This is a genomic window from Salinibacterium sp. ZJ450, assembly GCF_011751885.2.
GTDB lineage: Bacteria > Actinomycetota > Actinomycetes > Actinomycetales > Microbacteriaceae > Ruicaihuangia.
The window spans coordinates 3,010,542-3,023,796 of sequence record NZ_CP061771.1 but is presented as its reverse complement, the minus strand read 5'-3'; the positions used below and the strand labels follow the sequence as shown (position 1 = coordinate 3,023,796).

General features: G+C 68.5%; 14 protein-coding genes. 13 read left to right on the top strand and 1 reads right to left on the bottom strand.

Annotated elements, in window-relative coordinates:
• Positions 1 to 9: 9 nt before the first annotated feature.
• The 6 genes from rplQ (at position 10) to HCT51_RS14650 (ending at position 3,726) form a co-directional block, all read left to right on the top strand.
• Positions 10 to 546 (top strand): 50S ribosomal protein L17, encoded by a 537-nt coding sequence (gene rplQ / locus HCT51_RS14675; RefSeq protein WP_166877110.1) that lies wholly within the window; start codon positions 10 to 12, stop codon positions 544 to 546.
• Between the two features lie 202 nt (positions 547 to 748).
• Positions 749 to 1,162 carry a DUF4383 domain-containing protein gene (locus tag HCT51_RS14670; RefSeq protein ID WP_166877904.1) on the top strand — a complete coding sequence of 138 codons (414 nt, stop codon included), beginning with the start codon at positions 749 to 751 and terminating at the stop codon, positions 1,160 to 1,162.
• Positions 1,149 to 1,736 (top strand): hypothetical protein, encoded by a 588-nt coding sequence (locus tag HCT51_RS14665; RefSeq protein ID WP_166877113.1) that lies wholly within the window; start codon positions 1,149 to 1,151, stop codon positions 1,734 to 1,736. The genes HCT51_RS14670 and HCT51_RS14665 overlap by 14 nt, the downstream gene beginning before the upstream one ends.
• A gap of 219 nt (positions 1,737 to 1,955) precedes the next feature.
• Positions 1,956 to 2,711 (top strand): hypothetical protein, encoded by a 756-nt coding sequence (locus HCT51_RS14660; protein WP_191413649.1) that lies wholly within the window; start codon positions 1,956 to 1,958, stop codon positions 2,709 to 2,711.
• Positions 2,711 to 3,145, top strand: coding sequence for a phage holin family protein (locus HCT51_RS14655; RefSeq protein WP_166877119.1), 435 nt, complete (start codon positions 2,711 to 2,713; stop codon positions 3,143 to 3,145). Before HCT51_RS14660 ends, HCT51_RS14655 begins: the two co-directional genes overlap by 1 nt.
• Positions 3,142 to 3,726, top strand: coding sequence for a DUF3618 domain-containing protein (locus tag HCT51_RS14650; RefSeq protein ID WP_166877123.1), 585 nt, complete (start codon positions 3,142 to 3,144; stop codon positions 3,724 to 3,726). The genes HCT51_RS14655 and HCT51_RS14650 overlap by 4 nt, the downstream gene beginning before the upstream one ends.
• Before the next feature lie 68 nt (positions 3,727 to 3,794).
• On the opposite strand, the gene HCT51_RS14645 is transcribed toward HCT51_RS14650, so the two are convergent.
• Complete coding sequence (locus HCT51_RS14645; RefSeq protein WP_166877125.1) at positions 3,795 to 5,675, bottom strand: acyltransferase family protein; 1,881 nt, start codon at positions 5,673 to 5,675, stop codon at positions 3,795 to 3,797.
• Positions 5,676 to 5,848: 173 nt separating this feature from the next.
• Between HCT51_RS14645 and truA the strand changes: the two genes are divergently transcribed.
• The 7 genes from truA to HCT51_RS14610 all read left to right on the top strand — a co-directional run bounded on the left by truA (position 5,849) and on the right by HCT51_RS14610 (position 13,249).
• Positions 5,849 to 6,748, top strand: a complete 900-nt coding sequence (truA, locus tag HCT51_RS14640) for a tRNA pseudouridine(38-40) synthase TruA (protein ID WP_166877907.1) — start codon at positions 5,849 to 5,851, stop codon at positions 6,746 to 6,748.
• Positions 6,749 to 6,907: 159 nt separating this feature from the next.
• Entirely contained in the window at positions 6,908 to 7,354 is a 447-nt protein-coding gene (gene rplM / locus HCT51_RS14635) for a 50S ribosomal protein L13 (protein ID WP_166877128.1), read from the top strand.
• Between the two features lie 31 nt (positions 7,355 to 7,385).
• Positions 7,386 to 7,871 carry a 30S ribosomal protein S9 gene (gene rpsI, locus HCT51_RS14630; RefSeq protein WP_166877131.1) on the top strand — a complete coding sequence of 162 codons (486 nt, stop codon included), beginning with the start codon at positions 7,386 to 7,388 and terminating at the stop codon, positions 7,869 to 7,871.
• Between the two features lie 24 nt (positions 7,872 to 7,895).
• Complete coding sequence (glmM, locus tag HCT51_RS14625; RefSeq protein WP_166877135.1) at positions 7,896 to 9,257, top strand: phosphoglucosamine mutase; 1,362 nt, start codon at positions 7,896 to 7,898, stop codon at positions 9,255 to 9,257.
• Between the two features lie 406 nt (positions 9,258 to 9,663).
• Positions 9,664 to 10,788, top strand: coding sequence for a pyruvate dehydrogenase (acetyl-transferring) E1 component subunit alpha (pdhA, locus tag HCT51_RS14620; RefSeq protein WP_191413645.1), 1,125 nt, complete (start codon positions 9,664 to 9,666; stop codon positions 10,786 to 10,788).
• On the top strand, positions 10,785 to 11,807 hold the full coding sequence (locus tag HCT51_RS14615) for an alpha-ketoacid dehydrogenase subunit beta (RefSeq protein ID WP_370626845.1): 1,023 nt from the start codon (positions 10,785 to 10,787) through the stop codon (positions 11,805 to 11,807). Before pdhA ends, HCT51_RS14615 begins: the two co-directional genes overlap by 4 nt.
• Positions 11,804 to 13,249, top strand: a complete 1,446-nt coding sequence (locus tag HCT51_RS14610) for a dihydrolipoamide acetyltransferase family protein (RefSeq protein ID WP_166877143.1) — start codon at positions 11,804 to 11,806, stop codon at positions 13,247 to 13,249. Before HCT51_RS14615 ends, HCT51_RS14610 begins: the two co-directional genes overlap by 4 nt.
• Positions 13,250 to 13,255 lie beyond the last annotated feature (6 nt).

Here is a 13,255-nt window from a genome sequence, read left to right as displayed (position 1 = left end):
ACAGAAACAATGCCTACACCCACTAAGGGACCCCGCCTCGGAGGCGGACCGGCTCACGAGCGCCTGATGCTCGCCAACCTCGCCGCGGCGCTCTTCACGCACAAGAGCATCAAGACCACCGAGACCAAGGCCAAGCGCCTGCGTCCCGTGGCCGAGCGCCTCATCACGTTCGCGAAGCGCGGCGACCTGCACGCGCGCCGTCGCGTGCTCGGCATCATCGGCGACAAGAGCGTCGTGCACGAGCTCTTCACCGAGATCGCGCCGCTCGTCGCGGAGCGTGACGGCGGCTACACCCGCATCACCAAGCTCGGCTTCCGCAAGGGCGACAACGCCCCCATGGTGCAGATCGAGCTCGTTCTCGAGCCCGTGACCCCGAAGACGAAGAGCACCCAGAAGGCTGAGAAGCCTGCCGCTGCTCCCGTCGAGGAAGCTCCCGCTGCTGACGAGGCCGAGGTCGAAGAGACCGAGACCGAGACCGCCGCTGACGCGACCGAGGAAGCGCCTGCCGCTGACGAGGCCGCAGCCGAGGACGACAGCAAGAAGTAGTCAACTCGTACGACGAAAGCCCCACTCATTGAGTGGGGCTTTCGTCGTTAACGCCACCCCTTTACGAGCGATGAATGACGGGACTACAGTGGCAGCCACTTGATCGAGTGTGGCCCGCTTCCGGTGCTGACAACGGCGGGGCGGCCGTTCAAAGGAGACGACAATGTCGAGCAATCCCTCATCAAGCAAGGCAACCTCATCCATTCCCTCCTCACCCAACCGACTGGTGGCGACCATCTTCGGAGCCATCTACCTGGTCGTGGGACTCCTCGGGTTCCTCGCCACCGGACGCGTGGCCTTCGTGGGCCCAGAAGGCGGCCTGCTGCTGGGTATCTTCGAGGTGAACCCGCTGCACAACATCGCTCACCTGATCATCGGAGCCGCGCTGCTGACAGCCGGACTGACCAGCGTGCGCGCGTCGAAGTCGGCGAACATCACTGTGGGAGTCATCTACCTGCTGCTCGGAATCGTCGGGTTCTTCATCGTCGACACTCCGGCGAACATTCTCGCGCTGAACACGGCAGACCACTTCCTGCACTTGGTGAGCGCCATCGTTCTGCTCGCGGTCGGTTTCGCCGCAGAGCGCGTGCCGCAAGGCGGCGTTGCCCGAGCCTGACGCGCCGGGGGCGCGCCGCGCCGCTCGGCCGGTTCACGAGCCGGTTCACGCCGACGCGAGAACCGGCTCGTTGGCGTGCCTGCTGCCTGCCCTGGCGGCGATCGGCGCCGGCCTGGTGGAGATCGCGATCGGCTCCGGGGGCCCGCTCGTGGTCGGGGGAGTGTTCGTCGCGCTCGGAGCAGCTCACCTGGGCTGGGCGGTGTGGCTGTTGAGCGGTGACCGGGTGCGCATGCCAGCCCTGACCATCACGGTCGCGGTAGCGGTCATCCTGTGTTGGCCACTGTTGCTGATGCTGTCGTCGGTCACGCCGGGTCTCGAGCCGATGCTCCGGCCGCTGCCGATCGGGGTGGCGGCCGCGCTCAACGCGGGAATCGCCGTGCTCCTCATCATGGGGCGTCGGATGTCGGAGCACCTCGGCAGGCCGTCGACCGGGCGGTGGTTCGCCTGGCTGTTCGGCACCGCTGCGCTCGTCGCGATGCTGGTGACCCCCGCGCTGGCGGCTGCCCCGCCGGGTGATTATGCCCGGCCGCACGGGGAGCAGCGGCCGGCCGTCGAGCCGGACCATGGGCACTAGCCGCGACCGGGAGCAAGCCGGGAACTCGCCGGAAACGAGCCGGGAAACAGCCGGGAACTAGCTGGGTTTCTAGGGCTGATCGGCACGCGCAGCTTACACATACCGCGCGCTGTGGCAAGGGGCTTGACCCTCATTCGGGGGTCAACTTGGATGGCCTGTGCCCGGGAGCGACCGCACGGCTCGCGCCGCGGGTACGCACTCGACTGACGAGAGGGAAACATGATGACGGACACTTATGGCACCGGAGTGCCCACGGGGACCGGAGCACCGCCGAACGCGGTCGGAAGCACCGGAAACGTGTCGAGCGATGCTGGACGGAAGGAGCAGGCGGGCCAGTTGGGCCACGAAGCCGCAAACAAGGGCCAACACGTCGCCGGAGTCGCCAAAGACCAAGCCGGGCGCGTCGCCGAAGAAGCGGGCACCCAGGCGCGTCAGCTTTACCATCAGGCTCGGGGCGAACTGACCGATCAGGCCTCCACCCAGCAGCAGCGCGTCGCGAGCGGACTGCGCTCGATGAGCGACGAACTGCGACAGATGGGCGACAACTCCGAGCAGAGCGGGATGGCGCGCGACCTCGTTCGTCAGGCGGCCGACCGGACTGGCGCGGTAGCCGATTGGCTGGGCCAGCGCGACCCAGGCTCGCTGCTCGACGAAGTCAAGCAATTCGCCCGGCGTCGGCCCGGAGTGTTCATCGCCGTCGCGGTCGGCGCCGGTCTCGTGGCCGGACGCCTCACCCGCGCGATGGTGAGCGAGGCCAAGGACGAGTCGGAGCGGTCGGGTGACACCACCTCCACATACGGAACCACCACCCCGCCGTCGGCATACGTGCCACCCACCACGACCACCGGCGTGCCGCCCACCCAGGCCGCCGCGCCCGTTAGCGCCACAGGGATGCCACGGACTGGCACGGATCCGGACCTGCTTCCGCCAGAGACGCCGGGTACCTTGGGCGGACGAATGGGCGGTGCAGGCTGATGAGCTACGTTCCTCCCGCGGCGGCTCCGCCTCCGGACCCCGAGCAGAAAGCGGCGAGCACCTCGCTCGGTGATCTGCTGGGTGAGGTCACCCGAGACATCTCGACGCTGATGCGTCAGGAGGTCGAGCTCGCGAAGGCTGAGCTGCAGCAATCCGCAACCCGCGCGGGCAAAGGCGCAGGACTGTACGGCGGGGCCGGCGTGGCGGGCGTCATGACGCTGTTGTTCGTCTCCATCGCGCTCTGGTGGGGGCTCGGGTACCTCATCGGCAACGCCTGGTCGGCGCTGGTCGTGGCGGTGATCTGGGCGATTATCGGCCTGATCCTGTACACGCGGGCGAAGAAGGCGATGCAGTCCGTCAAGGGAATGCCCAAGACGGTCGACTCACTCAAGAAGATTCCGGAAACCCTCACGAGAAACGATGAAGTCCAATGACTAACGATCCCAATGAACTCCGCGCAGACATCGAACGGACGAGAGCTGACCTTGGCTACGACGTCGATGCTCTCGCTGATAAGGTCACGCCCTCGAAGATGGTGCAACGCCAGACCAGCCGGGCCAGGCAAAGCATCAGAAGCGTGAAGGACCGAGTGATGGGCGCCGCGTCTGACGCCCGTGACAGCGCCGGCGAGAGCATTGCGCACGCGCCGCAGGTTGTCGCGCAGAAGGCGCAGGGCAACCCCATGGCCGTCGGGCTGATCGCGTTCGGCGCCGGCTTGCTCGTGGCGTCGCTCATCCCGGCGAGCGAGAAGGAGAAGGAGCTCGCCGGAACAATCAAGGAGAAGGCAGAACCGCTCACCGACGAGGTGGCGGATGTCGCCAAGGAAATGGCCGGCAACCTGAAGGAACCTGCCCAGGAGGCCGCGACCGCGGTGAAGGATGCCGCCACAGACGCGGGCGACACCGTGAAGCAGGAAACCACATCGGCCGCGAGTGATGTGCAGGACAAGGCCAAAGGAACCATGGGTTCCGGCGGCCCAAGCTCCAGCGGCGGAACGACGACCCCGCCTCTGTGAGCCACTCCGCGAAGCGCCTCGACCGGTCGGTTGGGGCGCTTCGTCGTGCGTGGCGCGCTTTGTGACGTCTACTGCGGCAGATCGGCGAGGCCGTAGTCGGCGAGATCGAGCACCGGAGGCAGCTCGGCCAGACGCTGCAACGCACCGCGCAAGGCATCGGCGTAGACCACACCGCCGGCGCTGGTGGCGTGGATCTGGTCACCGGCGAGCAGGTGCAGTTGGGGCTGGATGGCACCCTGCCAGTTCGCCAGTTCGACATCCCGATACCGGTCTGCGAACTCGTGCAGGGTGGCGTTCACCTCATCGGTCCAGCCGCGGGGCGCCTGCACGTTCACAATCACCAACTGGCGGTCGGAACCGATGATCTGCCGCACCTCGTCCAGCGTCTGGGTCGAGATCGGCCCGTTGGTGCCGAGGCCGAGCACCACGGTGGATCGCAGCGTGCCGGCATCCCGCTGCGCGCGCAGCAGGTCGGGCGCCGTTCGCATCTGCCGGGACACCACCGCGTCGACGCTGATACCTGGGAAGTTCTGTTGCAGCTCTGGCACCACCGCGAGCATCACCGAGTCGCCGACCGCGGTGATCTGGTCGCCGCCGGGCAATACGGCGGGTGCCTCCGGCGTCGGCTCCGGACTGGGCAGTGCCAAAGCCGCCTGACCGCGTTCAATCTCGTGCTGTGCGCTGCCCTCGCCCGGGTCTTCGGCGATGGCGGCCAGCGTGGCGGTGCTCGTCGCGCCGATGAAGACGGTGACCGAGGCCGCGGCGACCACGCGCCATCGGGGCTGCCGCCACCACCGGGTGTATGCCACCAGGGTGGCGCGCAGCCCCTTGCGGCGGATGGGCTGCTCGATGAAGCGGTACGAGGCGGTCGCCGCGACGACAGCGATCGTTAGGGCGAGCCCACCGAGCGCCCATTCGCCGGCGTCGGATGCCTGCCAGGTTGGCAGCGCTGCGGCGAGTATCACCCACACCGGCCAATGCCAGAGGTACAGACCGTAGCTGCGCTCGCCGACCCAGCGCATCGGGGCGTTGTCAAGCAGCCGGCCAAGTGCGGCGCCGGGCACGCTGGCAGCGGCGATCACCAGAGCGGCGAGCAGCGCCACCAGCACCAATCCGCCGCGGTACGGCGCCGCGCCGGCCGACGGCATCAGCATGGCGATCGCCCCGATGCCGACGATCGCCATCCAGCCCAGTGGGGCGAGCGACATCCGCACCCGTCTTGGCCATGCCGACTGGCCGGCCGGCCAGCGGGCGATCGCGAGTGCCAGCGCGGCCCCGATCGTCAGGCCGAAACTGTGGGTGTCCGTGCCGAAGTAGACCCTGGTCACGTCCTGCCCCGGGACGACCAGCACGGCCATGGCGAGCGCCGACACGGCCGCGAGGGTGGCGACCACGGCGAGCCGGACGCGCCAGCGGGGGATGGTCAACAGTGCCAGCACCAGCAGCGGCCACAGCAGGTAAAACTGTTCCTCCACGGCCAGCGACCAGAGGTTGCGGAACAGCTCCGGGGTGGTGTGATCGAAGTAGCTGGTGCCGTCGGCGATCGACAGCCAGTTGAAGCTGAAGCTGAGCGCACCGGCTACCTGCCAGCCGAGGTTGACCAGGATGTCGCCACCCACCAGCCAGGCGGCGGCGCCGCAACTGATGACGAGCACGCCGATGGCCGGCAGCAGCCGCCTGGCGCGACGCTGCCAGAAGCTGCCGAGCGCGATCCGTCCGGTGCGCTGATGCTCGCGCAGCAGCAGTGTCGTGATCAGGAACCCGCTGATCACGAAGAAGACGTCGACGCCGATGTACCCGCCCGGCAGAAGGCCCGGCATGAGGTGGAAGATCAGCACCGCCGTGACGGCGATCGCCCGCAGGCCGTCGAGCCCCGGGATCCGCGACGTCGACGCCTGCGACGCCGAGACCTCCGGCGCAGATGCGGGCGGTTTCGTGGGATCAGTCATAACTAAGAAATGCGCGACAAGCCTAATCGACGAGGGATGTGGCCTCCGGCGGCCTGACCGCCAGACGGCTGGTACCTCCGAGTGTCCGACCAGTCCGCGTTTCGTCCGTGCTGGACTCGCCGCGTCGGCCCGTTCAGGCTCGGTACACTTTCGAGGTGGAACCGCACCAGCCGATGCATCGCCTCCGACTCGACATCGCGTATGACGGAACCCGCTTCTCCGGATGGGCGAAGCAGCCGGACCGCCGCACCGTGCAGGGCGAGCTCGAGGCGGCGCTCGCCACGATCTTCCGCCGCAACCCGCCCGCGCCGCGCATCACGGTGGCCGGACGAACGGATGTCGGTGTGCACGCCGTTGCCCAGGTCGCGCACGTCGACCTGACGACCGCCCAGCTCGTGAGCCTGGAGCGTCCGCGCCAGGGCCAGCACGAGGCGCCCCGGCCGGCACCGGCCGCGCTACAGAAACGGCTGAACGGCATCGCCGGTCTCGGCGCCGACCTCTATATCTCCCACATTCGGTTGGCTCCTGCCGGATTCGACGCCCGGTTCTCGGCGATCTGGCGCCGCTACCAGTACCGCATCGCCGACACGGTGGCGGCCCGCAACCCGCTGCTGCAGAACCACACGCTCTGGTACCCGGCCGAGCTGAACGTCGACACGATGGATGCCACGGCGCAGTCACTGCTCGGCCTGCACGACTGGGCGTCGTATTGCAAGCCGCGCGAGGGTGCCACCACTATTCGCATGCTGCAGGAGTTCAGCTGGCAGCGCGATAACGACGGCGTGCTCACCGCCACGGTGGTCGCCGACGCGTTTTGCCACAACATGGTGCGCGCCCTGGTCGGCGCCTGCGTCGCGGTCGGCGAGGCCAAGCTGCCCGCGGCAGACCCGGCCGCCATCCGGGACGCTCGCGTGCGCACCAACGACTTCAAGGTGATGCCGGCGAAGGGCCTCACGCTGATGGCGGTCGGGTACCCACCCGACGCGGAGCTCGCCGAGCGGGCGGAGCGCACCCGCGGGCTGCGGGTGCTGAGCGAGTCGCCGCAATCAGGTGGGCTAGCGGATTCGAATTGACCGGGATGACGCGGATCGCCTAAGATAGACCCTTGGTGTCCGCAGCCCGTGCTGCGACACGCGAACGTGAGCCCTCCACCATCCGTGTTCCTCCTCAGGAACACACCCGGAGCGGGATTCACGAACACCTCCGTTCGAATAGAGAAAGCAGCCACTACTGTGACGCGCACCTTTACTCCCAAGCCCGCTGATGTTCAGCGCGAGTGGGTCATCATTGACGCAGCCGACGTCGTTCTCGGCCGCCTGGCGAGCCACACCGCAGCCCTGCTGCGCGGCAAGCACAAGCCGACCTTTGCCCCTCACATGGACATGGGCGACTTCGTCATCATCATCAACGCCGAGAAGGTTGCCCTCACCGGCGCCAAGCTCGAGCAGAAGAAGGCCTACCGCCACTCGGGTTACCCGGGCGGACTGCGCGCCACGACCTACGCCGAGATGCTCGAGAAGCAGCCCGTGCGCACCGTCGAGAAGGCCGTTCGTGGAATGCTGCCGAAGAACTCCATCGGCCGTGCCCAGCTGAAGAAGCTGAAGGTATACGCGGGCGCTGAGCACCCGCACGCCGCGCAGCAGCCCAAGACGTACACCCTCGACCAGGTCGCCCAGTAAGCGCGCCGGATTAGGTATAAGGATTCCCATCATGGCGAACATCGCAGACTCCATCGACCAGGCTCCCGAGAGCTTCACCACTGAGACGCCCGCGGAAGAGGCCCCCAAGGCTCCCCGCGCCGTGCTCAACGTTTCCGGTTCGGCCGTCGGCCGCCGCAAGCAGGCCATCGCCCGCGCGCGCCTCGTCCCCGGCAGCGGCACCACCACGATCAACGGCCGCACGTTCGAGGAGTACTTCCCGAACAAGCTGCACCAGCAGCTGATCAACGACCCGTTCAAGGTTCTCGACCTGCTCGGCGGCTACGACGTGGTCGCCAAGATCACCGGCGGCGGCCCCTCGGGCCAGGCAGGCGCACTGCGTCTGGCCATTGCTCGCGCGCTGAACGAGATCGACCGCGACAACAACCGTGCCATCCTCAAGAAGGCTGGCTTCCTCTCTCGTGACGCCCGCGTCATCGAGCGCAAGAAGGCCGGTCTCAAGAAGGCCCGCAAGGCGTCCCAGTTCTCGAAGCGCTAGTCGCTGCTCTCCCGAGCAGGTTCTATGCCTCGACTATTCGGAACTGACGGAGTCCGGGGCCTGGCCAACGGTGATCTCACCGCTGACCTGGCCCTGGGCCTCGCCCAGGCCAGCGCCGTCGTCCTCACCCAGGGCCGACAGGCCGAGGCACGCCGCGCCAACGGCAGACGGCCGATCGCGGTTGTCGCCCGCGACCCGCGCGTCTCCGGTGAGTTCCTCACCGCCGCCGTGGCGGCAGGACTCGCCAGCTCTGGCGTCGACGTGCTCGACGCCGGCGTCATCCCCACTCCCGCGGCCGCGTTTCTGATCGGCGACATCGACGCCGACTTCGGCGTGATGATCTCCGCCTCGCACAACCCGGCGCCGGACAACGGCATCAAATTCTTCGCCACCGGCGGCACCAAGCTTCCCGACCTCGTCGAAGACCGCATCGAAGCGGCCCTCCACGACACCAAACTCGCTCCCACCGGCGCGGGCGTCGGGCGCATCACGCGCTTCGCGGATGCCGAGGACCGCTACGTGATCCACCTGCTGTCGACGCTGCCCAACCGCCTCGACGGCATCCACGTGGTGCTCGACTGCGCCCATGGCGCTGCGGCCGGAATCTCTCCGCAGGTCTTCACCGACGCTGGCGCTCGCATTACCGTGATCGGCGCCGATCCTGACGGCATGAACATCAATGACGGTGTCGGCTCCACTCACCTCGACAACCTGGCCAAGGCTGTTCTCGAGCACGGCGCCGACGTGGGCATCGCCCACGACGGCGATGCCGACCGCTGCCTCGCGGTCGACCGCGAGGGCAACATCGTCGACGGTGACCAGATCATGGCCATCCTCGCCCTCTCCATGGCCGAACGCGGTGGGCTCGCCGACCGCACCCTGGTCGCCACGGTGATGAGCAACCTCGGACTGCGCCAGGCGATGGCCGCCCACGGCATCAGCATGGTCGAGACCAAGGTCGGCGACCGATACGTGCTGGAAGAACTCAACGCCAACGGATACTCGTTGGGCGGCGAACAGTCCGGGCACGTCATCATGACCGAGTTCGCCACCACCGGCGACGGCATCCTGACCGGGCTGCACCTGGTCGCCGAGATGGCCCGCACCGGCAAGAGCCTGGCCGAGCTGGCCTCGGTCATGTCCGTGCTGCCGCAGGTGCTGGTGAACGTACGCGGCGTGAACCACCACGCGCTGCACGCTGATGTCCCGATCGCCGAGGCCGTGGCCGCGGCATCTGCGGAACTCGGCGACAGCGGACGCGTGCTGCTGCGCCCGTCGGGCACCGAGCCGATGGTGCGGGTCATGGTGGAGGCCGTCGACCAGCCCACCGCCGACCGCATCGCGCACGAGCTTGCCGCCGTGGTGAGCGCCCGGCTGGCTCTGTAGGTCAGCTCGCACGACCCCGGACTCCCTCTCGCGGGTGAGGTCCGGCGTTTTAGTCCTCCCTCCTGCGGTGAGGTCTGGCGTTTGGTGGACCTCACTCCCGGGTGAAGTCTGGCGTTTCGTTCTTTGTTCGCGGCGGGAAGGGCCGAATGCCCGACTTGAGGGGAAGTCGGCACTCGCGGCGAGCTAGGCACAGGGTGAGGTCTGGCGTTTGGCCCTCCGTCGGGGTTCGGAACAACCGATCGGCGGACTTGAGGAGTGCTCGGCGGCGCGGCCTCACCCGCGCCCTCTGCCCCGGGTGCTTGTCAATTCTCAGGTGTTCCGCGTAGCCTCACAGTGACTTCAGCAATGGTGCTGAGGGAGTCGTCAGTGGCCACAAGCCGCGACGGTTCATCAGTGGGAGACGATGATGCCGACAACTGTGTCCAAAGATTTTCGCCTGACCGAATCACACATTCGGCAAGAGGATGTCGTACAACTTGTGACCCCCGCGGGAGTGCGGGTCGCCAACCCCACCTTCGATCCGTGGGTCGAGGATGTCGGACCCGACCAGCTTGCCTCGTTCTACGAGGACATGGTGCTGGTGCGCCGGATCGACACGGAAGCCACCGCGCTGCAGCGGCAGGGGGAACTCGGGCTGTGGCCACCCCTGCTCGGCCAGGAAGCGGCGCAGATCGGCTCGGCCAGGGCGCTTCGCGCCGATGACTTCGCCTTCACCAGCTACCGCGAGCACGCCGTTGCCTGGTGCCGCGGCGTCGCCCTGCCCGACCTGCTGCGCATGTGGCGTGGCACCTCCGCCTCCGGCTGGAACCCGTATGACGTCGGCGTGGCGACCCCGGCGATCATCATCGGCGCGCAGACGCTGCACGCCACCGGCTACGCGCTCGGCTGCCAGAAAGACGGCGTCGACACCATCGCCATCGCCTACTTCGGTGACGGAGCCACCAGCGAAGGTGACGTGAACGAGGCCATGGTGTTCGCCGCGAGCTTCCAGGCCCCGGTGATCTTCTTCTGCGAGAACAACCAGTGGGCGATCTCCGAACCGGTGCGGGTGCAGGCCAGAAACCACATCGCCGACCGGGCGCCGGGATTCGGCATCCCGAGCCTGCGGGTTGACGGCAACGACGTGCTGGCCGTGCACGCCGCGACCAGGGTGGCCCTGCAGCGCGCCCGCAGCGGCGGAGGCCCCACCTTCATCGAGGCGGTCACCTACCGGATGGGTCCGCACACCACCTCCGACGACCCGACCCGCTATCGCGACCCGGACGAGCTGGCGACCTGGCAGGGCCGCGACCCGATCGCCCGGCTTGGCCTGCTGCTGCAGAGCCTCGACGTCGATGTCGACGCGCTTGACCGCGCCGTCACCACCAAGGCCGACGAGACCGCGCGGGCGCTCCGGGCCGGCTGCCTCGCACTCACGGCACCCGAACCGCTCAGCGTGTTCGACAACGTGTACACCGGCGCCCACTCCTGGCTCGACCGGCAGCGCAGCCAGTACGCGGCCTACCTCGCCCAGTTCGACGGGGAGGCATGATGCTGCAGACCTCGACACGCCAGCTCACGCTGGGCCAGGCCATCAACTCGGCGCTGCGCCGAGCGCTGCAGGAGGACGACAAGGTGCTGCTGCTCGGCGAGGACATCGGCAAGCTCGGCGGAGTGTTCCGGGTCACCGATGGGCTTCAGGCTGACTTCGGCAGCGACCGGGTGATGGATGCGCCGCTCGCCGAGTCCGGCATCATCGGCACCGCAGTGGGGCTCGCCTACCGTGGCTACCGCCCCGTTTGCGAGATCCAGTTCGACGGATTCATCTACCCCGGCTTCGACCAGATCGTCGCCCAGGTGGCCAAGCTGCACTATCGCACGCAGGGCGCCGTGCGGATGCCGATCACGATCCGGGTGCCGTTCGGCGGCGGGATCGGCGCCGTGGAACACCACTCCGAGTCGCCGGAGGCGTACTTCGCGCACACCTCGGGGCTGCGCGTGGTGGCTCCCTCGAACCCGCAGGACGCGCACTCGATGCTGCGCGCCGCGATCGCCTCCGATGATCCGGTGCTGTTCTTCGAACCGAAGCGCCGCTACTGGGTCAAGGGTGCGGTCGACGAAGATGCCCCCGGCGACATCGAGCATGCCGCCGTGGTGGCGGAGGGAGCCGACGTGACCCTCGTCACCTACGGTGCCCTGGTCGCCGTCGCCAAAGATGCGGCGCTCGCCGCGGCCGAGGACGGCGTCTCGATCGAGGTGATCGACCTGCGCTCGCTGTCGCCGATCGACTTCGACACCGTGGAACGGTCGGTGAAGAAGACCGGCCGGCTGGTGATCAGCCATGAGGCTCAGCAGTTCGCGGGCCTCGGCGCCGAGATCGCGGCCAGCGTTACCGAACGCTGCTTCGACTACCTCGACCACGCGCCCGTTCGCGTCACCGGGTTCGACACCCCGTACCCGCCATCGGCGCTCGAGGATCACTTCCTGCCCGATCTGGACCGCATGCTCGACGGTGTGGACCGCGCGCTGCGCAAGCCAAACTCGCTGACCGACTGGAAGGCCGACGAATGAGCGTCAAGGACTTCGCCCTGCCGGATCTCGGCGAGGGCCTGACAGAGTCGGAGCTGGTGGCCTGGCGGGTCGCGGTCGGCGACACCGTGGAACTGAACCAGGTGATCGCCGAGGTCGAAACCGCCAAGGCACTGGTCGAGCTGCCCTCCCCATACAGCGGCATCATCAGCAAGCTCTACGCCGAGCCGGGGGCCACGGTCGCGGTAGGCGCGCCGATCGTCGCCTTCGAGATCGGCGACGACGAAGGCGCGGAACAGCAGTCGGCACCGGATGTCGCGGACGCCGACGCCACCGGGGAGGCCGCCTCGGCGCCAAAGCGGGAGAGCGTACTGGTGGGCTACGGACCAGCCGTGGCCAGTGGCGAGCCACCCCGACGCCGCGCGAGACGCAGCGGCGGGGCGCCGCCGGAACCTGCGACGGCTCCCGCTGCCGCCGGTGGCGAATCCGCGGCGGTAACAGCTGCGACCGCGCCCGAGCCCGCGGCGGATGCTGCGCCCGCGCCCGCAGCTGAGGCACCGGCACCCGTCGCCACCGAACCAGCGACTGAGCAGCAACGTTCCACCCCGCCGGTGCGCAAGCACGCCCGCGACCTTGGCATTGACCTGGCCACGCTCACCGGCACCGGCGAGCACGGACTGATCACCCGGGAAGACGTGGATGCGGCGGCACCCCGACAGGACGGCGCCGCCTCCCTGCCGCCCGGCGCAGCCACGACGCCGCGACCCGAGCTGGCCGACCGGGCGGACGAGACCCGCGTGCCCATCGCCGGAGTGCGCAAACGCACCGCGGCGGCGATGGTGCAGAGCGCCTTCACCGCTCCGCACGCGGCGGCCCAGCTCACCGTCGACGTCACGGCAACCGAGGAACTGATGGAGTCGCTCGCCAGCACACGTGAGTTCCGCGACATCCGGCTCACCATCATGACGCTGGTGGCCAAGGCGCTGTGTCTGGCGGTGGCGCGCAACCCCTCGATCAACTCGCGCTGGGACGAGGCGGCCGGCGAGATCGTGACCTTCCGGCACGTGAACCTCGGGATCGCGGCGGCGACCGAACGCGGGCTCGTGGTGCCGAACGTGAAGAGCGCCGAGTCGCTGAACCTGGCCGACCTGGCGCGCGCCGTGAGCGCGGTTGTGGAGTCGGCGCGGGCGGGCACGAGCACCCCGGCGGAGTTCTCCGGGGGCACGATCACGCTGACCAACATCGGGGTGTTCGGCGTGGACTCCGGCATCCCGATCCTGAACCCGGGGGAGGCGGCGATCCTGGCGGTCGGCGCGGTACGCCGGCAGCCGTGGGAGCACCGCGGCGAGATCGCGCTGCGCAGCGTGCTGACGCTGACGCTCTCGTTCGACCACCGGCTGATCGACGGCGAGCAGGGGTCACGCTTCCTCGCCGATGTCGGCGCGATCCTGCGCGACCCGGGCGTTGCCCTGACGATGGTGTGAGCGGAT

What these genes read in the sequence shown, in the direction of transcription:
- truA (WP_166877907.1), top strand. Translation starts at nt 5,849, where the DNA reads ATGCATCGCCTCCGACTCGACATCGCGTATGACGGAACCCGCTTCTCC.
- HCT51_RS14645 (WP_166877125.1), bottom strand. Translation starts at nt 5,675, where the DNA reads ATGACTGATCCCACGAAACCGCCCGCATCTGCGCCGGAGGTCTCGGCG.
- HCT51_RS14660 (WP_191413649.1), top strand. Translation starts at nt 1,956, where the DNA reads ATGATGACGGACACTTATGGCACCGGAGTGCCCACGGGGACCGGAGCA.
- pdhA (WP_191413645.1), top strand. Translation starts at nt 9,664, where the DNA reads ATGCCGACAACTGTGTCCAAAGATTTTCGCCTGACCGAATCACACATT.
- rpsI (WP_166877131.1), top strand. Translation starts at nt 7,386, where the DNA reads ATGGCGAACATCGCAGACTCCATCGACCAGGCTCCCGAGAGCTTCACC.
- HCT51_RS14655 (WP_166877119.1), top strand. Translation starts at nt 2,711, where the DNA reads ATGAGCTACGTTCCTCCCGCGGCGGCTCCGCCTCCGGACCCCGAGCAG.
- HCT51_RS14650 (WP_166877123.1), top strand. Translation starts at nt 3,142, where the DNA reads ATGACTAACGATCCCAATGAACTCCGCGCAGACATCGAACGGACGAGA.
- rplQ (WP_166877110.1), top strand. Translation starts at nt 10, where the DNA reads ATGCCTACACCCACTAAGGGACCCCGCCTCGGAGGCGGACCGGCTCAC.
- HCT51_RS14610 (WP_166877143.1), top strand. Translation starts at nt 11,804, where the DNA reads ATGAGCGTCAAGGACTTCGCCCTGCCGGATCTCGGCGAGGGCCTGACA.
- HCT51_RS14615 (WP_370626845.1), top strand. Translation starts at nt 10,785, where the DNA reads ATGATGCTGCAGACCTCGACACGCCAGCTCACGCTGGGCCAGGCCATC.
- glmM (WP_166877135.1), top strand. Translation starts at nt 7,896, where the DNA reads ATGCCTCGACTATTCGGAACTGACGGAGTCCGGGGCCTGGCCAACGGT.